This is a genomic window from Paenibacillus ginsengihumi DSM 21568, assembly GCF_000380965.1.
Taxonomy (GTDB): Bacteria; Bacillota; Bacilli; order Paenibacillales; family NBRC-103111; genus Paenibacillus_G; species Paenibacillus_G ginsengihumi.
The window spans coordinates 95,108-120,681 of sequence record NZ_KB905556.1; the positions used below are offsets into that span (position 1 = coordinate 95,108).

Below are 25,574 nucleotides of genomic sequence, written 5' to 3' on the forward strand. Positions count from 1 at the left end.
CCGGTATATCGGGAAAAGTCAGCTGCGGGAGGGATTAAGGAAGGGGGGTTAAAGAACGGGTTACGGAACGGGTTTAAGAGCCGGTTGGAGCGGAAGCGTCACCGTAATCGTTGTACCCTCCCCCGGCTCCCCTTGGGCGTCGATTGCTCCCCCGTGAAGATCGACGATCTCCCTCACGATCGCCAGCCCCAATCCGCTGCCTCCGTGTTCGGAACGGGACGCGTCGGCTTTGAAAAACCGTTCGAACATCCGCTCGCGGTCCTGCCTGGAAAGGCCGATGCCGGTGTCGGAGATCTTGACCTTGACGAGTTCCGGGCCGGTGGTGAGCGAGATATCGATCCGGCCTCCCTCGGGCGTAAACTTGATGCTGTTGTGAAGCAGATTGCTCCAAACCTGGTTCAGCGAATCCTCGTCAGCCACCACGACCGCCTTCGGCAAATCCAGCCGCAGCTCCAGTCCCTTGGCCGACCACAGCGGCTCGCAGGCGACCGCCGCTCTCCGCAGCTGCTCGTCCAGCTTCACCGGCACCGAGTGAAACGGATAATTCTCGGATTCGAGAGAAGCGAGCTTCAGCAAATTTTCGCTCAGCCGGGACAGCCGCTCGGATTCCTGCTCGATAATTTTCAGGTAGCTGAGCCTTTCTTCCGGTGGCAGCGCATCGTTTTGCAGCAGCTTGGAAAATCCGCGGATGGACGTCAGCGGCGTCTGAATATCGTGAGAGACGTTGGAGACGAACGTCTGTCTCATCTCCTCCATTTTTTTGAGCTCGCCCGCCATATGCCGTATGCTCTCGGCGAGGCTGCCCAATTCGTCCTTTTGCCGGATGTCGAGGGAGACGTCGAAGTCGCCTTTAGCGATGCGATGGGTCGCTTCGGTAATTTTTTTGACGGGGCGTACCAGATAGCGGGAGGCGATGACGATCAGAATACTGCCGATCACAAGCACGTTGATCAGAATCTGATTGCGCAAGTTCTCAAAATCGCGGATTTGCCGTTTTGTATCGGGGTAGACGAACAGCGCGTATTTCTCCCCTTCGGCGATGAACGGAAAGCCTGTATACGGGAGCGGCGGCTCATCCTTGTTTTCCCGCTCCAAATGTCCCGTATATGCCTCCCCTTCCAGCACGCGGCTGACCGCTTCAAGGGGAATGAGCCGCCGGCCGGCTTCCGGCGCCGAGGCGATTAGTTGCCCGTCCGCCTCGTAGAGCTCGTATTCGTGCATCGGGATCAGCTTCGATAGCGTCGGCACGACCTCGTCCAGCTTGGACGGCCCGACCGATTGAAGCAGGGAAGCGGTCGTCTGCGCCGAGCTTCTCAGCCTCTCCTCGAAGCGGTCGGACATATTGAACCGGAACAGCTTGGAGGTGGTGAAGCTCGACAAGGCAATGCTGAACCAGACGACCAGCAGGACGATCACGACGAGGCGAAAATAAAAGCTGCGAATCACGGCCGGACCTCCAGCCGGTATCCGAGACCGCGAACGGTCACGATCGATACGTGGTCGGATTCGCCGTCAAGCCGCTCCCGCAGCCGCCGCACATGCACATCGACGGTACGCTCGTCGCCGTCGTAATCGGAGCCCCAGATCTGCTCGATCAGCTGGTCGCGGGTAAAAATTTGCCCCGGATAGCTCGCCAGCCGGAACAGCAGCTCGAATTCCTTGAGCGGCAGCAAATGGCGCTTGTCCTTCACCTGCACCTCGTGCATCCGCCGGTCGATCGAGACGTCGCCGAGCTGCACCTTCTGCGAATGCTCGATCCGGTACCGCTTCAGCAGCGCCTTGACTCTCATGAGCAGCTCCATCGGATCGAACGGCTTCACCAGATAATCGTCGGTGCCGAGCCGAAACCCTTTGATCTTCTGCGACACCTCGCCCTTGGCGGTCACCATGATGATAGGGATATCCCTGGTCTCCTTGACCGTGCGGCAAAATTCCCAGCCGTCCATCCCCGGCATCATGATGTCCAGGACGATCAGGTCGACCGGCGTGGCGTCCATAAGCCGGAGCGCCTCTTCTCCGTTCGCCGCTTCGACCGCCCCGTAGCCTTCGCCGTGCAGCGTCGCCTTGATCAGCTTTCGGATATTCGTATCGTCATCCACAATCAGCACATTGGTCATCCGTTACGACTTCCTTTTGCCTAAATTCGTCCGCGTATTCAGCGATTGTCCACTTTCTCCGGGTACAGATCGTGACTTTGCAGCCGCTGCTCGGCCATCTGCTCGAACTTCGTCCCCGGCTTGCCGTAATTGCAGTACGGATCGATGGAAATGCCGCCGCGCGGCGTAAATTTGCCCCACACCTCGATATACCGCGGATCCATCAGCTTGATCAGATCGTTCATAATGATATTCATGCAGTCCTCGTGAAAATCGCCGTGGTTGCGGAAGCTGAACAAATACAGCTTGAGCGACTTGCTCTCGACCATTTTCAAATCCGGAATATAGCTAATATAAATCGTCGCAAAGTCCGGCTGTCCCGTGATCGGGCACAAGCTTGTAAATTCGGGACAATTGAACTTCACGAAATAATCGCGGTAAGGGTGCTTGTTGTCAAACGTCTCCAGCACTTGCGGAGCGTAGGTTGTCGGATAGGCGGTCCTCTCGCTGCCAAGCAGCGTCAGGTCCAGTTCGTCTTGCTTTCTTCCAGCCATGTTCGGCGGCTCCTTTCTGCTTAAGGCAACATTGTATGCTTCATTATAACCCATGTGTAGGACGAAAGTAAGAACGGCAATGGTTTTTCCAGTGTAAAAACAGCGTAACTTTCAGGACGGCGCTCCGTCTATTAGTTATCAAAATCCCGTTTCGATTTAAAGGAGAACGTCCGTGATGAAAAAATATGTGATCGGCTTTGCCGTCGGCGCCAGCGTAACGCTGGGGACCGCTGCTTATGCCAGCGATATCGTGCAAACGTTTCTTTTCCCGGCCCAATTCGTCATTAACGGCGAAAGCCGGACCCCTGCTCCCGACTATGCTGTACTGAACTACAACGGGCACGCGTATGTGCCGATCCGTTTTGTCGCAGAGCAGCTGGGCGCCGTCGTCGCCTATGACGACGCTTCACAGACGATTACGGTCGACAACCGTTTTGCAGTCAGGGATATGGAGAGCTCGATCCGGGTCGGCCAGCTTCAGGTGAACAGACAAGGTCAGCAGACGAAAGTGACGGGTCAGCTGTTCGTCGGCCAGTCCCATTGGGACATGATGGCGAATGCCCGAAACTGGGTTCCCGATTTGAAGGAGACGGAAGTGACGGCCCGGCTTTATTTTTATAATGAGCGAGGAGAACGGATCGGGGAAGTGGCGCTGGAGCAGCAGTTCGCCACGCACGGGGATCAGATCAAGCCATTCGAGGCCATTGCAGATGGCGATTTGACGTCCTACGCCGCGGTCACGCTGTCCGAGGTATCGCCGATACCGTTCGGCTTGATGGCGCCGCCGACTTTGAATTTCACGGATGCGGACAATCGGCTGGCCGTTGGCAGCTTAAGATTGGCATCGGAGGGACAATTCACCCGGATCAAAGCGTGGGCCAGCCTCAAAGTGGATGGGCGCTACCGCGTATCAGCCAACCTCGATTTCTACGGAGCGGACGGCAAGCTTCTGGGAACAGCCCCGATGAGCGTCGAAATACACGGCATGGACCCCGCAAAAGGCAGCGGCGCCAGTGCCTATGAGCTCATGTGCAAAGGCGATGTCTCCGCATATAAGGACATTCGGATTACCGACCTGAAGCTGGAGCCGCTTGAGGACTGAGCGAAGGCGCGCTGGCCGGGAAGAGGGCCTGAAAGGGCCTTGCCCCATGCGACTTGCGCGGCACCATCAGATGGTGAAAATGGGCTGCGGGCCAGGCGCTATTTTCAAGATAAACGCCTATGACGAGCGACTCCTTTCGTCATCGGTCGTCACCTTCGGTGTTGAAAATTCGGCTTGTAGGCTAAGCTGATTTTTCAAGATAGACGCCCATGCCGCTGGCGCAGCACCATCAGAAGATGAAAATGTGCCACGGACACCGGGCTATTTTCAAGATAAACGCCTATGACGAGCGACTCCTTTCGTCATCGGTCGTCACCTGCGGTATTGAAATTTTGTCGGCGTATACCGCCAAATTTTCAAGATAGAATGGACGAATAACGTACAGAAAATTCGCACTATTTTAACAAGGAATCGTCTATAATAATAGGAGATGGGGATGTTAGATCAAGGGAGTGATCGCTATGCAGTTTGTCAGTCCTTCCCAAGGTTCGGTGCCGATCCAGCAAATGATTCACGAGCTTCACGAATTCGTACGCCAGGAACCGGAAGCGGAATACAAGCTGGTCATAGGCACGGATTCCCACACAACGAAGAACTACACCATTATGGTGTCCGCTGTCATTATTCACCGGCTCGGCCGGGGAGCCCGCTTCTTTTACCGAAAAGTACGCAGCCGACCGCTTCGCGACCTGCGCCAGCGCATCTACCGGGAAACCGAGCTGAGCCTGGAGCTGGTGGAGCTGCTGAACAAGCAAGGGATGAGCGACTTGACCTCGCAGTGGCCGCTGGAAATTCATATCGATATCGGCCAGCAGGGGGATACGAAAATGCTGATCCAGGAGATTAAAGGCTGGGTGACCTCCGTCGGCTACGAAGCGCGCATCAAGCCGCTGTCCTACGGGGCCAGCGCGGTGGCCGACCGGTTCGCGGAATAGCACCTCGGAAGCAGGCCTTGATCCGGGATATAGGCTATTGGCAGGAATGTCCGGGCACGGTACCGGGAGACTCGACCGTTCGGCGCCCCGCGACGCTAATGCACATATATTGCCCGGGAGGTCAGACAATAGCCGGACCCCGTAGCATGCTGCGGACATGGTTCGGCTTTTTTTTGCGCTTTTTTCGGGTCATGTCCGGCATCAATGCGCACATTTGTTCGAAAAACATCTCGTCCTGGCTGTCAATCTATGGTATGCTTGGACGGGGGGTTTACCATGCTGCAAAAAACACATAGCGCCGCCGGACTGGTGGCCGCGGAAATGGTCGTTATGCATCTAGATGTTCCTTTTTTGTCATGGGAGGCCGCCGGCGCCCTGCTGCTCGGCTGTCTCGCCGGGCCGCTTGCCGATGTGGACAAGCAGGGGTCGACGATGGCCAAAATATTGTTCCCGCTGTCGGCGCTGCTGCGTATCATCAAAGTCCGCCACCGGACGGTGACCCACTCGCTGCTCTTCATCGCAGCTCTCTCTGCCGCAGTCGCGCCCTTGCCCGCCTTGTACGCATGGACGTTCGTGGCAGCTTACGCCTCGCACCCGCTGATTGACCTGCTCAACGAGAAAGGGGTGCAGCTGCTGTGGCCGTTGAAAGGAAAAATTCGCCTGCTGCCCGCCTTCCTGGCTGTCGATACAGGCGCGGCGGAGGAAACGGTTTTCCGCTGGCTGCTGCTTGCCGTCGGCCTTTATCTTCCGCTCTCGACGATTCCGTTCTAAAGAGGCGAAGAGCTTATACGGAGGAACCGGCTGTCTGAAATAGCGGGTATTCCTTGCAGAGGAGCGCCAGGTCACTCGTGATCCCGGCGCTCCTTTTCGCTCATGCTGCTTCCGCGTCATGGCCGTCATAGCTGACCTCGGCGGCGGCGTATCCGGCAGCTGTCCTCCGTTATCCCTTATACGTCAGCATCGGCCGCTGGCATAAGCCGTCTTTTTCCGCCCCAATGATCCGGGATACGCCTTATCTGGTTGCAAACTGCCCCTGCATTCCCGTCACTTCTGCTTCGGCAGCCTCTGCTTGCAGGAGGGAGGGCAGTAGATGCCCGTGCTCCGGACAGCATATATAAATTGCGAATCGTACGGCGCATCATTGCTTGCGATCGCCTGCCATTCCGCTTCGGTTAATCGTGTGTTCTCGTTCATCGGCTCGCCTCCATCCCCAGTATAACCCGGGATGCCCTTTTTGAAATCGCTCTACCGAATGGAAAGGCAACATTTCCCGGCAAGGCGAGAGATGCTCACTCATCCAGCTGCGCTTTGATCTGCCGGATTTCCTCCAGCAGCCGCGCTTTCTCCTCTTCGTCCTCCGGGTCCTCCCGGCTCATCAGGACGGCCAGGCGCAGCTGCAGTCGGGACCGCTCGTTCTCGCGGCGGATGTCGTCGCCAGTCGGCGCACGCCGCCTGTCTCTGGAGGCGTATTCCTCGTAAGTGCCGGGAAACGTGATCGCCTCGGAGCCGGCGAGCACAACGAGCCGGTCCGCCAATTTGCGGATGAGATAGCGGTCATGCGTCACGATGACGAGGGTGCCGGGATATTCCAGCAGCGCCTCCTCCATAATCTCCCGGGTGTCGATATCCAAATAGTTCGTCGGCTCGTCGAGCACAAGCAGGTTGGCACGGCCGAAATACAGCCGCAGAAACGCCGCCCGACATTTCTCCCCCATGCTCAAATCGCCGATTTTCTTGAACGCGTCGTCTCCGCTGAACAGGAAACACCCCAAGATCGTGCGCGCGGCCGACTGCGTCATATCCGGGAGCTTGAGCAAGCTGTCCAGCAGCGTTTCCTCCGGGTCCAAAGCGTTCAGCTCCTGGGCAAAATAGCCGATGACCGTCTGCGGATTAAGCCGGACCATCCCGCTCTGCGGCTTAAGCTCCCCGATCATTAGCTTGAGCAGCGTCGTTTTGCCCGCGCCGTTCGGGCCGATAACTGCCAGCCGGTCGCCCCGCTCCACCGTCAAGCTGAAGTGATCAAGCAGCGTCCGCCCGCTTGCCGTATAGGCAAAGCTCAGCTTCTCCATCCGCAGCAGCGTGGAAGCGGAGACCGGCTCGCTCTCCATCCGCACAGAGAGCTGCCGCTCGTCCCTGGGCTGTTTCACCCGCGAGCTCTCCAGCCGCTCCAGCGCGGACTCCTTCGCTTTGAAGCGAGAGACGTTCTTTTTGGCCCGCGAGCGAAAGTAATCATTCTGTCCCGCCGCCTTATGCGCCTGACGGAACCACTGCTCGTAGCGGCGGATGCTCTCCAGCAACTTCTGCCGTTCCTGCTCCTGCTTCTTGTGCAGCGCCTCCTGGGTGCGCCGCTCTACCCGTTTCTGCTCCCGGTATGCGGTATATCCGCCGACGTATCTTCTGCAGCCGCTCGAGGTCAATTCGATGACCGCCGTCGCCGTCCGGTCGATAAACGCCCGGTCGTGCGACACGTACAGCACGGTGCCCGCATAATCGGCGATCCATTTCTCGAGCCAATCGAGCGTCGCTTCGTCCAAATGGTTTGTCGGTTCGTCCAGCACGATGAACTGCGGCTCCCGGACCATCACCCGGGCAAGCTGGGCGCGCGTCTTTTGCCCGCCGCTCAGCCTGGCGTAAGGAAGATTCCACAGCTCGGGAGTTAACTGCAGCCGCTGCAAGCTTTTCTCGACCTTCAGCTCCCAGCCGAACCCGTCTGCCAGCATATACTGCTCCTGCAGCATCCCGTAGCGTCCCAGCTTCTCCTCCATCGTCTGGCCTGCTCCGGCTCCCGGCTCTCCAAGCTCACGTTCCAGACGCGCCAGCTCCCGCTTGATCCGGTACAGCTCGGGCGTGCCGGACTGAACGAACGTTAGCGCCGTTTCGTGCGAGCTCTCCTCCACCGCCTGATTCATCCAGCCCCATTCTTCCAAAGGGAGCAGCCGCTGAACGCTTCCTTCATCAAACGTTATTTGTCCGAGCAGGCCGTTCAGCAACGTAGATTTCCCCGTTCCATTACGGCCAAACAATGCGATGCGCTCGCCTTCGGCGACATCAAAGGTTACCTTTTCGAATAGCGTTCTTCCGTTCCATTCCTTGCCGAGATTTTTCGCTTTCAGCACAAACATGCACATTCCTCCAATCCCCGTTTCGTTTCAAAATGCCATTGGACCCGCGCGCAACCGGCGCACGAGGCGGCAAATCCTGCAAAAAATGCAACATTTTCCGTATCTTTCGCGCTAGACAAAGGGGAATGTTGTATTTTGTGCAACATTTTAGGTGAAAATGACTTCAAACCCGGGAACATCGCCCAAAATGTTGCACTTTCTACAACATTGAGCCGCACTGGCGGTTTACATCCCCGTTTTTGTTGTACAAAATACAACATTTGCAGCAGGTTGGAGCCCAGGAAGCAGCCATCGGCACGGAACCCAACCTTGGCGCGGGACGCAGCCATCGGCACGGAACCCAACCTTGACACGGGACGCAGCCCTTGGCACGGGACCCAACCCCTAGCACGGACGCAGCTCTTGGCACGGAACCCAACCCTTGGCGCGGGACGCAGCCCTTAGCACAGGACCCAACCCTGGCACGGACGCAGCCCTTGGTACGGGACCCAACCCTTGGCGCGGGACGCAGCCCTTAGCACAGGACCCAACCCTGGCACGGACGCAGCCCTTGGTACGGAACCCAACCCTTGGCACGGACGCAGCCCTTGGCACAGGACCCAACCCTGGCACGGACGCAGCCCTTGATACGGAACCCTGCCCTTTACATGGGACGCGGCTCTTGGCACGGGCCCGGCCCCCAGCCTGGAGCACAGGCACTGGCCCTATTTCTTGCTGGACGCCTCGCCTATAACACACGAATGCCGCCTCGTCGGTCGGCCTTCGCTAAAGGAGTTAGACTTTCTAAGCAAATGAGAAAAACCGCAAGGCGGCTGCCTGCGGTCGGGAATACGGCGAAAGGGGCACAGCATGGCGAAAGACGCGGAAGACGCGATCATATAGGAGCCGCCTATATGGGCCTCGGTCTTCTCCATTTGCATCAATTCACGCTGCTTCGTAAAGTCCCTTATCGACATACGTATCCCGTTCCGCTCTGCCTGGCGAGCAGGCAAAGGCCGCTTAGTCAAGCGAGTTCAATTGCGGTGAGGGAATACGCTGCTTACTTCATCGGTCGATAAGGTCCTCCGTGATTTACATAAGATTTTGGCACCTGTGACGAACGATTCACGTCATCGGCTGTCATCTGGGGTTGTTGACATTTTGGCGGAAAATACCGTCCCCATTATCGGGATCGATGTACGTATTATACCCTGAAATCGGAAACGGCTCAAAGGAAAAAACGATTATAACAAAGGTTCGGTTCGCAGACGAGCCGCCCGGAATAGAAAGCGGCCGCTGGCGGCATGCTACTTGAAGAAAGGAGCTGGGCAATCGTGGAAGACCATCGAAAGGATCGGGAGGAGCCGACGATCGCTCCCGGTGCCAATACGCACGACCCGTTGGAGGAAAAAGCGACGGAAGAAGAGATCGAGCGCGGCGAATTTACGGAAGTAACCCGACTGTATGTAGATCGAACGCCAGAGGATTGAAGGAGGCGTTACTGTAAAGCAGCAGCCTGCCTCATTGGCCGGACAGCCGACACCTAACGGTTCCATGAAGCGGCTGACGTCATTATTCAGAAGCAAAGGCGGCAGCCGTTTCGCACAGAAACAGGCTGCCGCCTTTTTCGCCGCAAGACAACGGCAGCGATGCTGTCGCGCAAGGTCAAGCCGGCCGCCTAGGCCATCCTCCTTGGCGTTGCCCCGATGCTGCCCTCGAATGCAGCCGGCTTTCGCATCATATAAGGATACAGCCAGACGAGTCCGAGCACGAACAGCGCCAAGGCAACGTAGGCCGGCAGCAGATGAATAAAGTCCGTATAGCCGATGTAGAAATGAACGCTGAATCCTGCGACGAACCCCGGCAAGCCTCCGATCAGCAGCGTCCACCACAGCCAGCGCCGACCCTCGCCAATACCCCACAGCGCCGCCGCCAGCACCGCGATGGCGTTCGAGAACAGCGCGCCGCCGAAGCCGGCCCGGTCATGGGCGATCAGCGGAATGAGCCGCTCATTGATCTGCGCCAGCATTTCGGGAGACGCGCACAAAAACTCCAAATCCTGCGGAACGAACACGTTCGTGACGCCGACTCCGGCAATGACGAGCCCGCCGATGGCCAGAGCGAAGCCGAGCGCCACCATCATGAACTGCCCCCGCTGGGCGCGAAGCCAGACGAGGTCGTTCACTGTGTTGACCGGCGCATACGACGGCCAATTCGCCGTGCCCCGCATCGACAATGCGAACAGAGGAAGCAGCAGCGCGGCCGCCGCCGCATGCAGCGGATCGAAGTAACCGTAACCCAAATACAGGAAAAAGCTGCTGAACCCGACGATTCCCGATGCTGCGAGCGCCGTTTTGGCCCAGTGCTCGTTCTTTCGCAGGCCGTGCCTGCCCAATGAATAGTACAGGATACCGATAGAAATCATCGTGCCGGCCAGCGTGATCCGATCGTGCGACATGAAGGGAAGGAGGAACGGATTCGCCAGCCCGAGATCGGCCGGGCCCATTCCGAGATAGAGCGTATCATACGGCAGCATGACCGTGGTCGCAGCGACGATCCAGGCGAGGATGCCCCCGACGATCATGCCGATGCCAAGCAGGCACATCCAGCCCCAATGCTGCCAAAATGAAGGAAACTCCGGCTGCGGCATCTGCCGCACCTTCTCGTAAATGACCGCTTCGTTGATACGCTTGGGCAGCCCCGGCCCGGCGTATACAAGCCCGCTATGCAGCTGAACATAGTCCGCGCCCGAGGCCATTAGCTGCAGCGCATCCCGCGGCTCGTGAACCCCTCCCGCCGCAATGACCGGCATCTCCCCGCCGAGGATGCGCCTTACAGCCGCCAGCTTGCGCAGCGTGCGCTCCTTGCCGTCCTTGCCGATGACGTCGCCTTCGCCGATACACACGGCATCCCCGATCACGATGCCGTCCCACGCTGCGATCGCTTCGGCGTCAAGCAGCGACTCCAGACGGCCGTCAGGGTAGTCGAGCGGCACATACAGCAGCATCGGCTTGGCGCCGCCCGCCTCTCGTCCTGTCCGGCGAATACGCTCCAAGTGCAGCAGCGTCTGCTCGGGCGTCCATTCTTCATTCAAGAAGTCGGCGTACCACGCCGCGGCATACGGGGCGAGCCCGCGCATGAGCCGCTCCATCTCATCCGCAGCCTGCTCTGGGGAAGTTCCCGGCGCCGGGCGTATGCGCAGCATTAGCGGCAGCCTGTGGCCCTGCTTGCGGCTCAGCCGGCGGATCGTCTTGTCCAAGCCTTCGTTGGCGCTGGCGTCAGGATAGATGATCGCCTCCCGCGCAACGTCGCGGCGTATCGGCCTACGATCCTCCCGCTCCTCCACCGTCACCGGCCCGATCTCCATGAAGCCGAAGCCGAATTGAGCCAGCGCCTTGCCGGCCGTGCCGCGCGAGTCCAAACCGCCGCTTAAGCCGACGGGATACCGCAGTCGCAGTCCGAACAACTCGCTCTCCAGCAGCGAGTGCGATTCCATGTGGCCGAGCGTCCTGATCGCGAGCGTGCCTCCCGGCAGCCGGCTGAGCAGCCCCATCGCCCCCAGCGTAAAATCCCGGGCGGCGCGGGCGGGAAGCCGAAACAGCAGCGGACGGAACAGCGTATGATAGGACCAATCCGGCATGGCTGATCCTCCTTCCTAAGCTTGCGTGCACATCACGCCTCCCCATTCCCACCATGGCCCAGCTTGCTCATAGCAGCCTCGACCAGCTGATCGAACGCCTCATCGTCTTCCTCAAGCAGTTCCTCCACCGCTTCGATCTCTTCCTCGCTGCCCGATTCGCTCAAAAACAGCAGGCTGTAGCCCCAATCTCTGCCGTCCTTGCTCTGCAGCGTCACGGTATACGACGATTGATGCCCTTCGTACTCGAAGTCGACCTGACCGACATACCCGTTCTCCTTGCTGTGTTCCATGCGGGCTGCGATAATCCGAAACATCGAAATCCCCTTTCTGCGAGCAGCCGTATATTAAATGAGAAAATAAAACCGCCTCTCATAAGCGGTCTATCCTGCAAGCCTCGTTACACACCCATGCGTTTGCGCTGATTGTTGGGCTTCTTGGTCAGCTGGCTCTTCATCGTCTGATTGCCGCCGCCGACCGAATGATGGGGCTTCACTTTCCCGGTTGCCTGCGCTTTCTTCTGAGCCAGCATTTGTTTCGCCGCTTCGGCGAGCGACATTTTCTTCGGGGCTTGCGGGGCTTCCGTCCCCGCGGCGTTCGGCTCTTGGCGAGCTTCCGACATAAGATCACACCTTAACTCTGTAAAATCGTTGCGCTTGCCTATTCAGTGTAGACCGTCCTGCGCATCGTGGCAATGGAAAAATCGTTTGTTAACCGGTCTTTCCGCCAGCCTTCAAAACATGCTCCACTTCAGCTCGGTCGAGATCGTCTCCAGCAGGTGAACCCCGGCGACGCTGTTTCCTTTGGAATTCAGGGACGGGCCGATCACCCCGATGCCGTAGCGGCCCGGAACGAGCGTCAAAATGCCGCCAGACACGCCGCTTTTGGCCGGAAGTCCGACGCGGATCGCGAATTCGCCGGAGGCGTTGTACATGCCGCACGTAATCATGAACGTCTTGGCGATCTGCACGCAGCGCTGCGGGATCAGCTTGCGTCCGGTTAGCGGATCGTTTCCGTCATAAGCCAGCACCAAAGCCATGCGCGCCAAATGGCTGCAGGTCACTTCCACCGCGCAGTGCTTGAAATAAACGTCCAGCACCTCCTCGACGTCGTCCTCAAGCACCCGATTGTCCTTCAGAAAATAAGCCAATGAACGATTGCGGTGAGCGGTGGCCGATTCCGACCGGTACACCTCCCGATTGTAGTCGAGCGCCGGATCGGCGGCCAATTCCCGAAAGAATGCCAGTATCCGTTCCGTTTTCTCTTCGGGGGAATTTCCCGGGATCATGGAAGAAACGACGATCGCCCCGGCATTGATCAGCGGATTGAACGGAATGCCGGGCTCGACGAGCTCCAGCTTCAGCATCGAATTGAAATCGTCGCCGGTCGGCTCCATGCCCACTTTGGAAAAGACAACGTCCTCCCCCCGTTCCATCAGCGCCAACATCAGCGTGAACACCTTGGAGATGCTCTGCAGCGTAAACGACAACGCGCAATCTCCGAACGATGCGGTCTTTCCGTCGCCGCCGAGAATCGTTATGCCCAATGCGTCCCGCGGCGCTGCGGCCAGCCCAGGGATGTAAGCGGCCGTCTTCCCGGTCGGCGTCAGCCGGCGGCTTGCGGCCAGCCAATCCGGCAATAGCTGCTGTATGCGGTCAAGCTCCGAAGCTGGCTCCATAAACGGCGTAGCCTCCTTAAAATCAGCCTTTACCATTATTTTATCCCAAAAAAAGCCGGGCACCAAGACAAACTTTCGGATGAGAAATCGGACGAGAAACAGGCCAATGAGAAACGGGTAAATGAGAAACCAGGTAATAGAAATCGATCAGACGGGACATCGTAATAGCAATGCACCATAACGAATCGTGATCGAAGGAGCGCCGAACAGATGACTCGCGAAGAGCAGAGCGTTAGCGTAAACAAACGCACGAACGATGCTGCCGGGGAAAGTGCCAAGCCGGCCAGCGGCCGCCCGCAGCAGCCCCTTAAGTCAAGCCAGCCTCCCGGCATCGAGCCGGGCATCGATTATATTTGGGGAAGCGACCAGGACGAGCTGGCCGAGGAGATGGGGGAACAACCGGAAAATAACGAATAGCTCCCCAAGGACAAGCAGCCCCTGCCGTCATCGCTCGTCACAGGGGTGAAACTGTCCGTACGCCAAAGAAGCCGCCTCTGAAGGACCCGCAGGTCCAGAGGCAGCTTCTTGCGCTATGCATTCATCGTATTAGTTCTTGATGAATTCTTGAACCCAGTAGCCGTTGTAGTAAGCAACGCCGATCTTGTTGAAGTTCGGGTTCAAAATGTTTTGACGGTGACCTTCGCTATTCATCCAGCCGTTCATCACTTCCTCAGGCGTACGTTGGCCCATGGCGATGTTCTCGCCGGCATAGGAGTACTGAATGCCGTACGATCTCATCATGTCGAACGGAGAGCCGTACGTCGGCGATTGATGATCGAAATATTGGTTGTCGTGCATATCCTTCGCTTTGTCCATTGCCATGCCAGCCAGCTTGTCGTCGGTCGCCAGCGGCTGAAGACCGGCTTTGGCCCGCTCCTGGTTAACCAGGTTCACGACCTGAGCGGCAAATTCGGACTGCGCGGTGTTGCCAGCCTGCTGTTCGGAACCGGAGCCTCCGGCCTGGTTGCCGCCGCCGGTGTTGCTGCCGGCGCCTGCTTCTGCGCCGCTGCCAGCGCCTTGGCCAGCGCCGTTGTCCGCGCCTTGATCAGCGCCTTGACCGGCACCGTTGTCCGCGCCCTGGCCAGCGCTCTGATCTGCGCCGGAGCCGTTATTCGTGCCCGGAGCAGGCTTGAACGTAAAGCCCGGAACGAACGCTTGGCCGGCATCTTGTCCGATATTCGGAATGTTCAAAGACATGCCGGGGCAAATGACATTCGGATTCGCAATTTGCAGATTCGATCTCAGCAAAGCATTCAGATCGATGCCGAATTTTTGCGAAATCGTAGAGAGCGTATCGCTCTCTTTCACTGTATACGGAGCAGCAGACACTGCGCTCGCGCCGATGATCGGCCCGAGAGCAAGCACGCCTGTCAAGATAACCTTCTTGAAGCTTTTCAAACCTGAATCCTCTCCTTTTTTCGGCCTGCGAGGTTAGCTGACGGGTTCGGGTCAAAGAGCAACCACCCGGCCGCCTTGTAACGGCGGCTTCACCCCGAAACATGGAGGGTCCCCCGCGCCCGCTTCGGGCTTAGGCCAGCATTTGATCGAACAGGGAAACGGCATACTTTATCCCCAGCGCTTCCCTCGTCCTCCGAAACAGGTATCATTGTACCACGGGCCCAACCGAGTTTCACGACACAAAGTCTTCCAATCGCCCCCGGACGCGGCCGCACGAAGCCGCACGAAGATTAAACAGCCATATTGGCTGATGCGCCCGCCTGCTGAAAGCCGCCTTTTTTTTCAAGCGCCAACAGCCGGGTTTTTAGCTGCAGTCAGCCGGGTTGGCAAGCAAATACTCTAGGAATCCGCTCGTCTCTTATGTTAGTCTTTAGGGGTGAGCACCATGAACTATATTGTCATCGATCTGGAATTCAATGGCCGAAGACATTATGAGATCTACCCTATGGAAATTATCGAGATCGGCGCCGTGAAGTTGAACGAACGGCTGGAGATGATAGATACGTTTCAAAGCTACATTCGGCCTAGGTTTCATATCAACCGCTTCGCCTTGCAGTTTTGCGGCATTTCCAAAGAAACATTGACCGGAAGCAGACGTTTCGCCGAGGTGATCGAAGATTTCATCGCCTTTTGCGAAGCGGACAGCACGCTGCTCTCCTGGGGCGGCAACGACTTTTTCAGCTTGTTCGTCGATTGCAAGGTGAACCGCGTCGACAGCGGCTGGCTGACCCGGATGATCGATCTGACTTCGTTCTTCCGCGGCGGCCTGCAGCAGGAGCTGGCGAACTGCGGATTGCAGCCGATCGGCCAGCACCACAGCGCGCTGGACGACGCGATGAACGCGGCGCAGCTGCTGCGGGTGAAGCCCGATATCGTCCACACGGACAGATGCTTCGTGCCGAATGCGTTCAAGCTGTGCACCGGCGGGATCAAGAAATATATCGCGCAATCGATCGAACGCGCGGACGCCCAGGGCAAGCCGCTGTCGTGGGACCGTTTCCTTACGGACGAGCAGACGTTAAAATATATCGCCGTCATGAATTTGAACGACGACGAGATCGACATGATCCGCCAGCTGTTCATCAAGTTCATGCAGATGAAATACGGCCGCAAATACAAGAAGCTCCTGTACGCTTAAAGGTTCAGCGCAGGAGCTTTTGCTTTATCGCCAGGCGCCCCGGCCCCGTTTGTCCCTCCTGCACGGATGCGATACAATAAACGGGGAAACGCGGGGAGGAGAGAACGATGTTTAAGCTATTGATTATCGAAGACGATAAGCAGCTCGTCCGCCTGCTGGAGGAGCACCTTCGCAAGTTCGGATACGAGACGCAAGCTGTCGCCGATTTCGAGACGGTCCGGGAAACGTTCGAGCAGTTCGCTCCCCACCTCGTTCTGCTTGACGTGAATTTGCCGAAATACGACGGGTACTACTGGTGCAGGCAAATTCGCCGCATCTCCACCTGCCCGATTCTGTTCATCTCCGCCCGGGACGGCAAGATGGATCAGGTGATGGCGCTGGACAACGGAGCCGACGACTACATAACGAAGCCGTTCGATTACGAGATCGTGACGGCAAAGATCGGCAGCCAGCTGCGCAGAGCCTACGGCACGTATGCCGGGCCACCGAACGAGCGGACCGTCACCGTCGCCGGGCTGACGCTGGATGTGGAGCGGCTTACGCTCAGCTTTCGCGGCGCCAAGGTCGAGCTGAGCCATACGGAAACGAAAATATTGGACGAATTGCTGAAAAAAGCGGAGCGCGTCGTCAGCCGCGACCGCCTGCTGGAAAAAATATGGGACGCCCAAACATTCGTCGACGACAATACGCTGAACGTGTACGTCACCCGCGTCCGCAAAAAGCTCGCTTCGCTCGGGATCGCCGACGCGATTCAGACGATTCGCGGCCAAGGGTACCGGCTGTACCCGGACTGGGAGTTGTAAGCCATGAGGTTATTCCTTCGCGAGCAGTTGCCCCTGATATTCGTCTATATCGCCCAATGGTTCTTCGTGACGCTGGTGTACTGGCTGGACGGCTACCGCAATCCGTCTATCGCCGGGTATGCCGGACTGCTGAGCGGGTGCCTCCTGGTCGGCTATTTGGCTTTTCGTTACGCGACGAACCGCGCCTTCTACCGCAAGCTGCAGACGCCGCCCGATTCGCTGGAGCAGTTCACGGAGGCAAGTTCGAGTCTGTCCTCCCCGTTGAACGAAAGGCTGCAGGAGCTGCTGAGAAGCCAGTTCCGCCTGTACCGGGCCGAGCTGCACAATTACCAGCATAAGATCGAAGCCCACATTCAGTTCATCAATCAATGGGTGCACCAAATGAAAACGCCGCTGTCAGTCATTCATCTGCTCGTGCAAAGCGAGGACGACAAGCGGTTCGCCGCGATCGGCGACGAGGTGGATCGGCTGCGCAAAGGGCTGGAGACGGTGCTGTACACGGCCCGCCTCGATGCGTTCGAGCACGATTTTCATGTCGAGACGCTGCGGCTTACGAATATCGTCCGCTCCGTCGTCTCCGATCAGAAGCGGCTGTTCATTCGCAAGCGCGTATTCCCGTCGATTCAGATCGACGAAGATTTGAAGGCCGCCTCGGATGAAAAATGGCTGTCCTTCGTCCTGACGCAGCTGATCACGAACGCGGTGCGCTATACGACGCAGGAAAACCGGAAAATTTATTTTACCGGAACCCGGAGCGACTCAGAGACGGTGCTCGAAATCCGCGATGAAGGCGTCGGCATTCCGGCCAGCGATTTGCCGCGCGTGTTCGAGCCGTATTTTACCGGAGAGAACGGAAGGCATTTTCAGGAATCAACCGGAATGGGCCTGTATCTCGTTTGCCAAATATGCGACAAGCTCGGCCATGCCGTGGAGATCGAATCGGAGGTCGGCCGGGGCACCGCGGTACGCATCCGCTTCGGATAACGGCCCAGCTTACAAAAGTGTAAGCTTCTGTAAGGCCGCACCTGTAGCTTGGCGGCGCACGCCTTTTATATAATCGAACTATCGAAGGACGAGGAGGCGCTGGCGTATTGCCCATCCTGGAAGTGAAGCAACTGACCAAAATCTATGAAGGCCGCGTGGCTCACAAAGCCCTGGACAATATGCAGTTTGCGGTCGGACGGGGCGAATTCGTCGGCATTATGGGCCCGTCGGGCAGCGGCAAGACGACGCTGCTCAATGTCATAGCGACGATCGATGAGCCAACCTCGGGGGAAATCCGCATTAACGGCCGCAATCCGCATGCGCTCGGCAAGCGGGAGACGGCCCTGTTCCGGCGCCGCGAGCTCGGCTTCGTATTCCAGCATTTCAATCTGCTCGATTCGCTGACCGTGGAGGAAAATATCGTGCTGCCGTTATCCCTGGACGGCGCTTCGGTGGAGGAAATGGAACGGAAGGTGCGGCAGACGGCGGACAAGCTGGGTATCGCCGGCATTCTCGGGAAGCGGACGTACGAAATATCCGGCGGACAAATGCAGCGGACGGCGATCGCCCGGGCGCTCATTCACAAGCCGTCGCTCATTTTGGCGGACGAGCCGACCGGCAATCTGGACTCGAAGGCGTCGACCGAAGTGATGGAGCAGCTGAGGGCGCTCCATACGGAGGAGGCCGCGACGATCCTGATGGTGACGCACGACGCCGTCGCCGCCAGCTACTGCGGGCGCGTCATCTTCATCAAGGACGGCAAAATCTACAACGAGATCTACCGCGGCGAAAGCCGGCAGGCATTCTTTCAGAGAATCATCGACATGCTGTCGCTTCTGGGAGGCCGCCCGGCATGACGTTCCGCCAGATCGCTTACCGCAACGTCGTAAGGAACAAGCGGACGTACGCTGCCTTTTTCTTAAGCAGCGCCTTCTCTGTCATGATCTTCTTCGTCTGCGCCCTGTTCCTGTTCAACCCGGGCGTTCGCGAAGGGATGATCTATGCCGCGGCGGCGCAGGCGTTCACGGCGGCCGAATGCATCATGTACGTGTTCTCGATCTTCTTCGTGCTTTATTCGGTCAGCTCGTTCCTGAAGTCGCGAAAGCGGGAATTCGGCATTCTGCTGCTGCACGGGATGACCGAGGGGCAGCTGAACCGGATGATTTTCCTGGAAACGATGCTGATCGGCTCCGGGGCGATCGCCGCTGGCGTCGCGGCCGGCATGCTGTTCGGCAAGCTGTTTCTGATGATCGGCTCCCATGTGATCGGCATCAGCCAGCTGCCGTTCGTATTGCCCTGGCAGGCGCTCGCGCTGACGGTCGGCTCGTTCGCCCTGCTGTTCTTCCTGATCTCGCTGCGCACCTCCCGGCTGATGCGGACGAACCGGCTGATCGAGCTGTTCCAGGCCGGGCAGAAGCCGAAGTCCGAGCCCAAGGCGTCCGCCGCGCTGGCGTGGCTGGCCGCCGCCTTGCTCGGCGTCAGCTATTATCTGGCGGTTACCGCAACGGCCGCCACGGTCTACGTGCGGATGCTTCCGGTGACCGCCATGACGATTGCCGGCACCTATTTCTTTTATACGCAGCTGAGCGTCTATCTGCTGAAGCGGTGGACGCGCAACCGGCGGTTTTTCTGGAACCGGACGAATATCGTGACGATCGCCGACCTCGCTTACCGGCTCAAGGACAATGCGCGCATGTTCTTCATGGTGACGATCATCTCGACGGTTTCGTTCTGCTCCGTCGGCGTGTTCGCTTCGATCAATTCGCTGCTGAAGCATTTTCGCGCGGACTATCCTGCGGCGGTCGGATATTTGTCCAAGCCGGGCAATGCCGACGAGCAGCGGCACCTGGAGGAGATCCAGGCGGAGCTTGCGCAGAGAGGGCTTCCTTATGAAACGGCCAGCATCGCGGTCAAATACGCTCCCGTCGCCTCATCCGACGCCGCCATCCCGCCGGACACGCTGCCGCTCATCGCTTATTCGGATTACCGCAGAGCGATCGAAGCCGCCGGCTTTCCGTTCGGCGAACCACAGCCGGCCGACGGCGAAGCGCTCGTCTTCATTAGCTCGCAGCGAACGAAGGCGTTCCTGGCTGTGCGGAAGCCGGTCAGCTATACGCTGGCGGAAAGCGGGCTGACGGTGCGCGAGATCGGCTACGCCGAACATGTGCCGATTCCGGATCACCTACTGCCTGGCCTGCCCTCCGCCAATGACGCCGATTTCGGCGGAGTCGTCGTCAGCGACCGAATGTTCGGCCAGATCAAGGCTCCGGTTCGCACCGAAACATATACGGGGTTCTATGTCCGGGATTACGAGCGGACGGTCGGCCTCGCCGCCCAGCTTGTCGAACAGGGCGAGATACGGCACGATGAAGGCCGGCCGTATGCAATGACCGTAAGCGGCACGCTGCTGGTGATGCAGCGGAGTCTGTACAGCGTGCTGCTGTTCGTCGCGCTGCTCGTCGGCGCCGTCTTTTTCATCGCGGCGGGAAGCTTCCTGTATTTCCGGCTATACGCCGATCTCGATTACGACCGCCGCCAGTACCTGACGATCGCCAAGGTCGGCCTGACCGACCGGGAGCTGGGAACGATCGTGACGAGGCAGCTGGCGATCCTGTTCTTTGTCCCGATTGCGATGGCGATCGTGCACAGCATTTTCGCCTTCATCGCGCTGCAGAGCTTCTTCATCCTGTCCATTGCGGCGGGAATGGGAGCGGTGCTGGTCAGCTTCTTCGTCGCCCAGGTGCTCTATTTCTTCTTTATTCGCAACCGTTACTTGCGGAACCTGAGAAAGTCGTTATTTTGAAACGAATGAGAGGTACGCTATGAACAACTGGATTACGGATTTCATGGAGCAGTACGGCTATATCGGCATCTTTCTGATGATCGCCCTGGAAAATGTGTTTCCTCCCATTCCGTCGGAGGTGATCCTGACGTTCGGCGGGTTTATGACGACCTACTCGGCGCTGACCGTGCCCGGCGTCGTCATTGCGGCGACCCTCGGCTCGATTGCCGGCGCGATCATCCTGTACGGCATCGGCCGGCTGCTCCATATCGGCAGGCTGGAACGAATCATCGAGCGCTGGGGGCACCTTCTCCGCGTGAAAAAAGACGACCTGCACCGCTCCACCGCCTGGTTCGACAAGTACGGATATTGGACGGTGCTGTTCTGCCGAATGGTTCCGCTAATCCGCAGCCTGATCTCCATTCCTGCAGGGATGGCCCGAATGAACTTTTTGCTGTTTCTCTTCTTCACGGCGATTGGCACGCTGCTCTGGAACATTGTGCTCGTCTATGTCGGCGCCGCCGTCGGGGAGAATTGGGAAGAAATCGTGCACTTTATGGACATCTATTCGAACATCGCCTATGCCTTCATTGGCGCCGGAATCATTGCCGTGCTCGCTCTATGGATCCGCAGGCAAAAAAGGAGAGTATAACCGCAGATGACCATCGATTTGATAACGCTGCTTAAAGCGCTGATTCTGGGAATGGTGGAAGGGCTGACCGAGTTCGCCCCGGTTTCTTCGACCGGCCACATGATTATCGTCGATGACATGTGGCTGCAATCCGAGCAATTTTTGACAAAGTATGTCGCCAATACGTTTAAAGTCGTCATTCAGCTCGGCTCGATCCTCGCCGTCGTGATCGTGTTCTGGAATCGCTTCTTCGAGCTGCTCGGCCTGCGCCGCAGAGACGCAAGCCAGGTAAGAGCGGGAGGCGGGCTGAAGCTGACGCACGTCATCGTCGGGCTCCTGCCGGCCGGCGTGTTCGGCGTGCTGTTCGAGGACTACATCGACGAGCATCTGTTCTCGACAGCCACCGTGCTGATCGGTCTGGCGCTCGGCGCCTTCCTGATGATCGCCGCCGACCGGTTCGCCCCCAAGGTGCCGAAAATTCGCAGCGTCGACGAGATCACCCACAAGCAGGCGCTGGCCGTCGGCTTCATCCAATGTTTGTCGCTGTGGCCCGGCTTTTCGCGTTCCGGCTCGACGATTTCCGGCGGCGTCCTGCTCGGCATGAGCCACCGTGCCGCGGCCGACTTCACTTTCATTATGGCCGTGCCGATCATGGCCGGGGCGAGCTTGATCTCGCTGGTCAAAAACTGGGAGTATTTCACGCTTGACGCGCTTCCGTTCTTTATCGTCGGCTTTATCAGCGCCTTCGTGTTCGCCCTGCTTTCGATCCGCTTCTTCCTGAAGCTCATCGACCGCATCAAGCTGGTGCCGTTCGCGATATACCGGCTTGTGCTGGCGGCGGTCACTTACTTCATCTTCTTCTAAAAGCCAAAGGCCGGAAGACACCGCTTATCCCGCGATGGCTTCCCGGCCTTTTTGCGAGGAGACGGAGCCTGAAGCGGCGGAGCATTATCCGGGAAAGCCGGACAAATTCTACTTCGCCACAATCGGATCATGCAGAACAAATAAAGGAGCGTTAGTAGTCCAATGAACATCAGACCGTTGAATCAGGCCGAGCAGCCGCCGATGGAGCTGCTGCTTCTGGCAGACCCTTCCCGGGAGCTGGTGGAGGAGTATATGCGCCGCGGCGAATGCTTTGTAGCCGAGACGGATGAAGGCATCGTCGGCGTCTACGTGCTGCTGAAGACGAGACCGGGAACCGTCGAGCTCGTCAATGTCGCCGTCGATGAACGATTTCAAGGCCGGGGAATCGGCAAGCGGCTGGTCAACCATGCCGTCGAGCGGGCCCGCTCGCTCGGGTTCCGGACGATTGAAATCGGCACCGGGAACTCCGGGGTCGTCCAACTCGCCTTGTACCAAAAATGCGGATTCCGCATTACCGGGGTGGACCGCGACTTCTTCCTCCGCCACTACAGCGAGCCTATCTATGAGAACGGGATTCAAGTGATCGACATGGTTCGCCTGTCGCAGGATCTGTAGCCTGTAGCGTAGCGGCAGCCTGTCTGGCAGCCCCCGGGGCGAAAGATCTTGCAGCGCGTGCGAGCATGCTGACGGATCGCGCTTCTCTTATGCGGCCTCGATGATCCAAACGCCCGAATACACGAATGCGTGAATGCGCGAAATCCCGAACGCCTGAATGCACGAATGTGCGAATGTGCGTTCGCCATGCCCAGGGCTTATCCGCCATCTGCCCCGGCGGCGCCGCCTTGCGCTCCCTGAGCAAGGCGCGGGGGACGCGAGACCCGGGGAGCGCAAACCGCGGGGATTCCCCGCCCTGAATGTGGCCGCCCGGGCATTCGCGCGCAAAAGGTTGCCAAATCGCCGCATTTCCTTTAAAATATGGCACCGTGCGGGTTATTGGGACTATGAACTTTACTGGAGGGTATTGGCTTGGCTAAAATCGGAAGAAATACTCCCTGTCCTTGCGGCAGCGGGCTGAAGTATAAGAAATGCTGTCTGGACAAAGAACGGACCGCGTCGCGGACGGCGGAAAGCCTCGTGACCGCGGCCTCGCAGCCAGAGGCGGACAGGCCCGTTATCGCGGCGAAACGGCCGGAGGCAGAACATCCTGTTATCGCGGCCGCACAGCCGGAGGCGGAACGTTCCGAACCCGCAGCTGCGGCGGCCATGCCTGCTCTGGAAGCGATTCTGCTTGAGGCGGAGCAATCGATGGCCTGGCATCAGGCTCAGGACCAGGCATTAGCCCTGGAGTTGATCGGCAAGCTGTCCGGCGATTACCGGCCGGAGCAGATTCGCGAAACGATCGCCTTCTGGCATGCCTTCTCGACCGCCGTTCAGCCGTCTTACCGCAAGCCGGGCGCTTACTGCGCCGCGCTGGAGCTCTATATCGCCGAGCAGAGCGGCCAGGCGCTGACGAAAGCCGAGGCAGCGGACAAGCATCAGATATCGGCCAGCACCGTTGCCAAGAAATACGCCGAGCTGCAGGAATTCGCCGCGGCGCAGCGGCGCGAGCCCGTTCATGCGTGACGCGGCTTCGCGCGGACCTTTTTTTGCTGCACAAGCGAAGATCGGCATTCGGAAGCTTTATCGGAGGACCAAAGGTGGGGAGCGATGTGCTGTCGAAACATAATGTCGGCATCATCCTGTTTGTTGCCGTCTGGGCTGTCCTGGCCGCTATGTTTGGATATGCCGATTTGACGATCTCCCGGGCGGTTGCCGACCCGGAAGCAGGCTGGGCCCGCGTCTTCACGGCGTTCGGCGAGCATCCGGCCATGCTGCTGGCCTGGGCCGCCGCCAGTCTGGCAGTGAGGCTTCTCCGCTCGCCGGGCCTCGCCTGGCGGCTGCTGCAGGCTGCCTGCGCCGCGGTCGCGGCCGCTATCGGCGCCGCCGCCGTCCTGATCGCCGCCGGCCGGTGGTTCGGAATCGCGCCATCCCCCGCGCTCATCGCCGTCTCGCTGGCGCTGTCCGCGGCCGTCAGCTGGATCGCGCAAATGCTGCTGCGCCGGCTGCCAGACGAGCAGCTGGAGCCGTACCGGGCGGCGGTATGGGCGACGCTCGCGGTCATCGCCGGGGAGCTGCTGCTCGTCCATCTGCTCAAGCTGGCGTGGGGCAGAGTGCGCTTTCGCGATCTGCTGCCGGACGCTTCCAACTTTGCGAAGTGGTATGCTCCGCAGCGTGTAAGCGGCCACCGCTCGTTCCCGTCCGCTCACGCGGCCAACGCCTGGACGCTCCTCTGTCTGCTCATGTACGTCCCCGAGCGCCGCAAAAGCTGGAGTCTGGCTGCCCTTGTCCTGGCCGCCGGCTGGGGACTCGCGACCGCTTACAGCCGAATCGTATCCGGCGCCCATTACGCCTCCGACGTGCTGTTCGGCAGCTGTCTGACGATCAGCCTGTTTTATGCGGCATGGAGGTTTGGCGGCTGGACGAGCCGTCCGCTTCGCTTCGGCCCGAAGCGAAGCCGTCTGCTCAAGACTCGCTGACTCTGACGACCGGTGCTCCGCAAGCGGTGCAGCTTCCTGCGAGCTCGCTCCCGAGCTTGTCCTGGGATACGGTGTATTCCCTCCTCGCGAGCATGGAGTGGCCGCGCTCCCGACCGTGAATGCTGGCAAGCTGCCAAGCCGAACGGAAGCCGGGATCGCTGCCCCTGGGAATGGGGGAGTAACTAGTCCACTTTCAAGCTTAAAATATATTCTACTCTCGATTTGGCAGCATCGCTTGTTTCCCTGATGATATAATCCCCGTTATCAAGCTGCTTTTTACATAATTGAATGTCTCGCATGAGCATTTCAATGTCATTGTTATCGATATGCTCTTCAAATTTAGCGTTTTCCAGATAGCCATCCAGTTTAGAATATATAAAATCAGCCATTTCTTTATGTTTCAAGCTCTCTATCGCAATAGAAACAAAATACAATGTTTTAGTAAACAAGCTATCGTTGACTCTTCTCCAGTCTTCTTCCAAAGTTTTTGCTGCAACCTGCGCCACATTTAAGCCTTCTTCTTCCATATACTCCTCAAAGTCTAACACGATAGATGATTTAATCGCTTCATAACTTGTCAAGCTCATCTAATCCGTCCTCGATTCAATTACATACTGCCCTGGTTGTTATTTCGCGTTGCTTAGACAGCCTCTGATTCGAACCATGATTCGATCGGCTGCATCCATGATTTCCAGCACCTCATTCTCGTCATACAAACCGCAAGATGATTCCATGACAGGGCATAGATCGACAAATAACTCAGCCGCTTTCTTGGGGATCAGCCTGCTGTCTTTCCATTCATTTTCCATACATTCCAGCAAGTTGCATATTTTGTCGACTTTCTCTGTATCCAAACCATCGCCCTGCCTAAGGGAAACTAATAATCCATCTTCCCCAAGCAGCAAATCCTCCAGAAGATCGATAGGCTCCTTCACTAAGCCGCCTCCTCCGATTTTCTCAACATAGGCGTTTACTCATACCGGCTTCCTGCAAATAAAATGAATGCAATAAATCCCCAATCTATATTTTCTGCAAAGTCATCTTCCGGGTCAGTTATGAGTCCATCCATATCTTCAACCCATGACGCCAGACCATTCAAGTATTCTTCAATCGTTGTGTTCGCCCATCTATCGGAATTTTGCTGCAAATCTTCGACCAACAAAGAAACGAATTGCACAAAATCCTCTCTATTCTCGACCTTTGCCAATCTATCTTGAATATCCATATGTACTCTC

The 25,574-nt window shown here is 58.1% G+C and carries 28 protein-coding genes, 1 pseudogene and 1 riboswitch; of the genes and pseudogenes, 16 read left to right on the forward strand and 13 right to left on the reverse strand.

Features of this window, described 5'->3' with window-relative positions:
* Positions 1-60 precede the first annotated feature (60 nt).
* From F591_RS0107195 to queF, 3 genes are read right to left on the reverse strand one after another with little or no spacing between them, the layout of a single operon-like run.
* The gene (locus F591_RS0107195) at positions 61-1,446 is read right to left on the reverse strand and encodes a sensor histidine kinase (RefSeq protein WP_019533916.1); all 1,386 of its coding nucleotides are present in this window, start codon (positions 1,444-1,446) and stop codon (positions 61-63) included.
* Entirely contained in the window at positions 1,443-2,117 is a 675-nt protein-coding gene (locus tag F591_RS0107200) for a response regulator transcription factor (RefSeq protein WP_019533917.1), read from the reverse strand. The genes F591_RS0107195 and F591_RS0107200 overlap by 4 nt, the downstream gene beginning before the upstream one ends.
* 38 nt (positions 2,118-2,155) lie before the next feature.
* Positions 2,156-2,650 carry a preQ(1) synthase gene (queF, locus tag F591_RS0107205; protein ID WP_019533918.1) on the reverse strand — a complete coding sequence of 165 codons (495 nt, stop codon included), beginning with the start codon at positions 2,648-2,650 and terminating at the stop codon, positions 2,156-2,158.
* 175 nt (positions 2,651-2,825) lie between these two features.
* On the opposite strand from queF, the gene F591_RS29470 reads away from it, so the two are divergent.
* From F591_RS29470 to F591_RS0107220, 3 genes are all read left to right on the forward strand, one after another.
* A complete protein-coding gene (locus F591_RS29470; RefSeq protein ID WP_019533919.1) occupies positions 2,826-3,752 on the forward strand; it encodes a stalk domain-containing protein in 927 nt (308 codons plus the stop codon).
* Between the two features lie 461 nt (positions 3,753-4,213).
* Positions 4,214-4,687 (forward strand): ribonuclease H-like YkuK family protein, encoded by a 474-nt coding sequence (locus tag F591_RS0107215; RefSeq protein ID WP_019533920.1) that lies wholly within the window; start codon positions 4,214-4,216, stop codon positions 4,685-4,687.
* Between the two features lie 276 nt (positions 4,688-4,963).
* Positions 4,964-5,458, forward strand: coding sequence for a metal-dependent hydrolase (locus F591_RS0107220; protein WP_019533921.1), 495 nt, complete (start codon positions 4,964-4,966; stop codon positions 5,456-5,458).
* Between the two features lie 273 nt (positions 5,459-5,731).
* Here the strand turns inward: F591_RS0107220 and F591_RS30120 are convergent, their stop codons facing one another.
* Complete coding sequence (locus F591_RS30120) at positions 5,732-5,881, reverse strand: Ada metal-binding domain-containing protein (RefSeq protein WP_019533922.1); 150 nt, start codon at positions 5,879-5,881, stop codon at positions 5,732-5,734.
* A gap of 95 nt (positions 5,882-5,976) precedes the next feature.
* Positions 5,977-7,809 (reverse strand): ribosomal protection-like ABC-F family protein, encoded by a 1,833-nt coding sequence (gene abc-f, locus F591_RS0107230; protein WP_019533923.1) that lies wholly within the window; start codon positions 7,807-7,809, stop codon positions 5,977-5,979.
* A gap of 161 nt (positions 7,810-7,970) precedes the next feature.
* Here abc-f and F591_RS33515 point away from each other — a divergent pair.
* Together F591_RS33515 and F591_RS29475 are read left to right on the forward strand one after the other, a co-directional pair.
* Positions 7,971-8,159 (forward strand): annotated as a pseudogene (locus F591_RS33515) (hypothetical protein); the annotation flags it as partial.
* Positions 8,160-9,122: 963 nt separating this feature from the next.
* Entirely contained in the window at positions 9,123-9,278 is a 156-nt protein-coding gene (locus tag F591_RS29475) for a hypothetical protein (protein ID WP_019533924.1), read from the forward strand.
* A 188-nt stretch (positions 9,279-9,466) separates the two neighbouring features.
* Here the strand turns inward: F591_RS29475 and F591_RS0107240 are convergent, their stop codons facing one another.
* From F591_RS0107240 to glsA, 4 genes are all read right to left on the reverse strand, one after another.
* Positions 9,467-11,428 (reverse strand): dihydroorotate dehydrogenase, encoded by a 1,962-nt coding sequence (locus F591_RS0107240; protein WP_019533925.1) that lies wholly within the window; start codon positions 11,426-11,428, stop codon positions 9,467-9,469.
* Positions 11,429-11,460: 32 nt separating this feature from the next.
* On the reverse strand, positions 11,461-11,742 hold the full coding sequence (locus tag F591_RS0107245; protein WP_019533926.1) for a hypothetical protein: 282 nt from the start codon (positions 11,740-11,742) through the stop codon (positions 11,461-11,463).
* An 83-nt stretch (positions 11,743-11,825) separates the two neighbouring features.
* Positions 11,826-12,047, reverse strand: coding sequence for a hypothetical protein (locus tag F591_RS0107250; protein WP_019533927.1), 222 nt, complete (start codon positions 12,045-12,047; stop codon positions 11,826-11,828).
* A gap of 111 nt (positions 12,048-12,158) precedes the next feature.
* On the reverse strand, positions 12,159-13,103 hold the full coding sequence (gene glsA, locus F591_RS0107255) for a glutaminase A (RefSeq protein WP_019533928.1): 945 nt from the start codon (positions 13,101-13,103) through the stop codon (positions 12,159-12,161).
* A 210-nt stretch (positions 13,104-13,313) separates the two neighbouring features.
* Here glsA and F591_RS0107260 point away from each other — a divergent pair, with 210 nt between their 5' ends.
* Complete coding sequence (locus F591_RS0107260; protein ID WP_019533929.1) at positions 13,314-13,520, forward strand: hypothetical protein; 207 nt, start codon at positions 13,314-13,316, stop codon at positions 13,518-13,520.
* A gap of 129 nt (positions 13,521-13,649) precedes the next feature.
* Here F591_RS0107260 and F591_RS0107265 read toward each other — a convergent pair whose 3' ends face one another.
* Positions 13,650-14,501: a CAP domain-containing protein gene (locus tag F591_RS0107265; protein WP_019533930.1), complete on the reverse strand. Its 852-nt coding sequence runs from the start codon at positions 14,499-14,501 to the stop codon at positions 13,650-13,652.
* Positions 14,502-14,508: 7 nt separating this feature from the next.
* Positions 14,509-14,648: riboswitch (cyclic di-AMP (ydaO/yuaA leader) on the reverse strand.
* A 298-nt stretch (positions 14,649-14,946) separates the two neighbouring features.
* Between F591_RS0107265 and F591_RS29480 the strand changes: the two genes are divergently transcribed.
* From F591_RS29480 to F591_RS0107315, 10 genes are all read left to right on the forward strand, one after another.
* On the forward strand, positions 14,947-15,699 hold the full coding sequence (locus tag F591_RS29480) for a 3'-5' exonuclease (RefSeq protein ID WP_019533931.1): 753 nt from the start codon (positions 14,947-14,949) through the stop codon (positions 15,697-15,699).
* 107 nt (positions 15,700-15,806) lie between these two features.
* The gene (locus tag F591_RS0107275; protein WP_019533932.1) at positions 15,807-16,502 is read left to right on the forward strand and encodes a response regulator transcription factor; all 696 of its coding nucleotides are present in this window, start codon (positions 15,807-15,809) and stop codon (positions 16,500-16,502) included.
* 3 nt (positions 16,503-16,505) lie between these two features.
* Positions 16,506-17,486: a sensor histidine kinase gene (locus F591_RS0107280; protein ID WP_019533933.1), complete on the forward strand. Its 981-nt coding sequence runs from the start codon at positions 16,506-16,508 to the stop codon at positions 17,484-17,486.
* A 107-nt stretch (positions 17,487-17,593) separates the two neighbouring features.
* Positions 17,594-18,343, forward strand: coding sequence for an ABC transporter ATP-binding protein (locus F591_RS0107285; protein WP_019533934.1), 750 nt, complete (start codon positions 17,594-17,596; stop codon positions 18,341-18,343).
* A complete protein-coding gene (locus F591_RS0107290) occupies positions 18,340-20,289 on the forward strand; it encodes an ABC transporter permease (protein ID WP_019533935.1) in 1,950 nt (649 codons plus the stop codon). The genes F591_RS0107285 and F591_RS0107290 overlap by 4 nt, the downstream gene beginning before the upstream one ends.
* 19 nt (positions 20,290-20,308) lie before the next feature.
* A complete protein-coding gene (locus F591_RS0107295) occupies positions 20,309-20,920 on the forward strand; it encodes a DedA family protein (protein ID WP_019533936.1) in 612 nt (203 codons plus the stop codon).
* 12 nt (positions 20,921-20,932) lie between these two features.
* Positions 20,933-21,763, forward strand: a complete 831-nt coding sequence (locus F591_RS0107300; RefSeq protein ID WP_026326430.1) for an undecaprenyl-diphosphate phosphatase — start codon at positions 20,933-20,935, stop codon at positions 21,761-21,763.
* 162 nt (positions 21,764-21,925) lie between these two features.
* Positions 21,926-22,378: a GNAT family N-acetyltransferase gene (locus F591_RS0107305; protein ID WP_019533938.1), complete on the forward strand. Its 453-nt coding sequence runs from the start codon at positions 21,926-21,928 to the stop codon at positions 22,376-22,378.
* Between the two features lie 411 nt (positions 22,379-22,789).
* Positions 22,790-23,386: an SEC-C metal-binding domain-containing protein gene (locus tag F591_RS32240; protein WP_019533939.1), complete on the forward strand. Its 597-nt coding sequence runs from the start codon at positions 22,790-22,792 to the stop codon at positions 23,384-23,386.
* An 86-nt stretch (positions 23,387-23,472) separates the two neighbouring features.
* Complete coding sequence (locus F591_RS0107315) at positions 23,473-24,339, forward strand: phosphatase PAP2 family protein (RefSeq protein WP_019533940.1); 867 nt, start codon at positions 23,473-23,475, stop codon at positions 24,337-24,339.
* A gap of 182 nt (positions 24,340-24,521) precedes the next feature.
* On the opposite strand, the gene F591_RS0107320 is transcribed toward F591_RS0107315, so the two are convergent.
* The 3 genes from F591_RS0107320 to F591_RS0107330 are packed head-to-tail and all read right to left on the reverse strand — an operon-like array spanning position 24,522 to position 25,564.
* Positions 24,522-24,926: a hypothetical protein gene (locus F591_RS0107320; RefSeq protein ID WP_019533941.1), complete on the reverse strand. Its 405-nt coding sequence runs from the start codon at positions 24,924-24,926 to the stop codon at positions 24,522-24,524.
* Between the two features lie 39 nt (positions 24,927-24,965).
* A complete protein-coding gene (locus F591_RS0107325) occupies positions 24,966-25,274 on the reverse strand; it encodes a hypothetical protein (protein ID WP_019533942.1) in 309 nt (102 codons plus the stop codon).
* Between the two features lie 35 nt (positions 25,275-25,309).
* Positions 25,310-25,564: a DUF7660 family protein gene (locus tag F591_RS0107330; protein ID WP_019533943.1), complete on the reverse strand. Its 255-nt coding sequence runs from the start codon at positions 25,562-25,564 to the stop codon at positions 25,310-25,312.
* Positions 25,565-25,574: the final 10 nt, after the last annotated feature.

What these genes read in the sequence shown, in the direction of transcription:
- queF (WP_019533918.1), bottom strand. Translation starts at nt 2,650, where the DNA reads ATGGCTGGAAGAAAGCAAGACGAACTGGACCTGACGCTGCTTGGCAGC.
- F591_RS0107240 (WP_019533925.1), bottom strand. Translation starts at nt 11,428, where the DNA reads ATGCCGGATTGGTCCTATCATACGCTGTTCCGTCCGCTGCTGTTTCGG.
- F591_RS0107275 (WP_019533932.1), top strand. Translation starts at nt 15,807, where the DNA reads ATGTTTAAGCTATTGATTATCGAAGACGATAAGCAGCTCGTCCGCCTG.
- abc-f (WP_019533923.1), bottom strand. Translation starts at nt 7,809, where the DNA reads ATGTTTGTGCTGAAAGCGAAAAATCTCGGCAAGGAATGGAACGGAAGA.
- glsA (WP_019533928.1), bottom strand. Translation starts at nt 13,103, where the DNA reads ATGGAGCCAGCTTCGGAGCTTGACCGCATACAGCAGCTATTGCCGGAT.
- F591_RS0107280 (WP_019533933.1), top strand. Translation starts at nt 16,506, where the DNA reads ATGAGGTTATTCCTTCGCGAGCAGTTGCCCCTGATATTCGTCTATATC.
- F591_RS29480 (WP_019533931.1), top strand. Translation starts at nt 14,947, where the DNA reads ATGAACTATATTGTCATCGATCTGGAATTCAATGGCCGAAGACATTAT.
- F591_RS30120 (WP_019533922.1), bottom strand. Translation starts at nt 5,881, where the DNA reads ATGAACGAGAACACACGATTAACCGAAGCGGAATGGCAGGCGATCGCA.
- F591_RS0107200 (WP_019533917.1), bottom strand. Translation starts at nt 2,117, where the DNA reads ATGACCAATGTGCTGATTGTGGATGACGATACGAATATCCGAAAGCTG.
- F591_RS0107245 (WP_019533926.1), bottom strand. Translation starts at nt 11,742, where the DNA reads ATGTTTCGGATTATCGCAGCCCGCATGGAACACAGCAAGGAGAACGGG.
- F591_RS0107290 (WP_019533935.1), top strand. Translation starts at nt 18,340, where the DNA reads ATGACGTTCCGCCAGATCGCTTACCGCAACGTCGTAAGGAACAAGCGG.
- F591_RS0107250 (WP_019533927.1), bottom strand. Translation starts at nt 12,047, where the DNA reads ATGTCGGAAGCTCGCCAAGAGCCGAACGCCGCGGGGACGGAAGCCCCG.
- F591_RS0107260 (WP_019533929.1), top strand. Translation starts at nt 13,314, where the DNA reads ATGACTCGCGAAGAGCAGAGCGTTAGCGTAAACAAACGCACGAACGAT.
- F591_RS0107220 (WP_019533921.1), top strand. Translation starts at nt 4,964, where the DNA reads ATGCTGCAAAAAACACATAGCGCCGCCGGACTGGTGGCCGCGGAAATG.
- F591_RS0107215 (WP_019533920.1), top strand. Translation starts at nt 4,214, where the DNA reads ATGCAGTTTGTCAGTCCTTCCCAAGGTTCGGTGCCGATCCAGCAAATG.
- F591_RS0107330 (WP_019533943.1), bottom strand. Translation starts at nt 25,564, where the DNA reads ATGGATATTCAAGATAGATTGGCAAAGGTCGAGAATAGAGAGGATTTT.
- F591_RS0107295 (WP_019533936.1), top strand. Translation starts at nt 20,309, where the DNA reads ATGAACAACTGGATTACGGATTTCATGGAGCAGTACGGCTATATCGGC.
- F591_RS0107305 (WP_019533938.1), top strand. Translation starts at nt 21,926, where the DNA reads ATGAACATCAGACCGTTGAATCAGGCCGAGCAGCCGCCGATGGAGCTG.
- F591_RS29470 (WP_019533919.1), top strand. Translation starts at nt 2,826, where the DNA reads ATGAAAAAATATGTGATCGGCTTTGCCGTCGGCGCCAGCGTAACGCTG.
- F591_RS0107320 (WP_019533941.1), bottom strand. Translation starts at nt 24,926, where the DNA reads ATGAGCTTGACAAGTTATGAAGCGATTAAATCATCTATCGTGTTAGAC.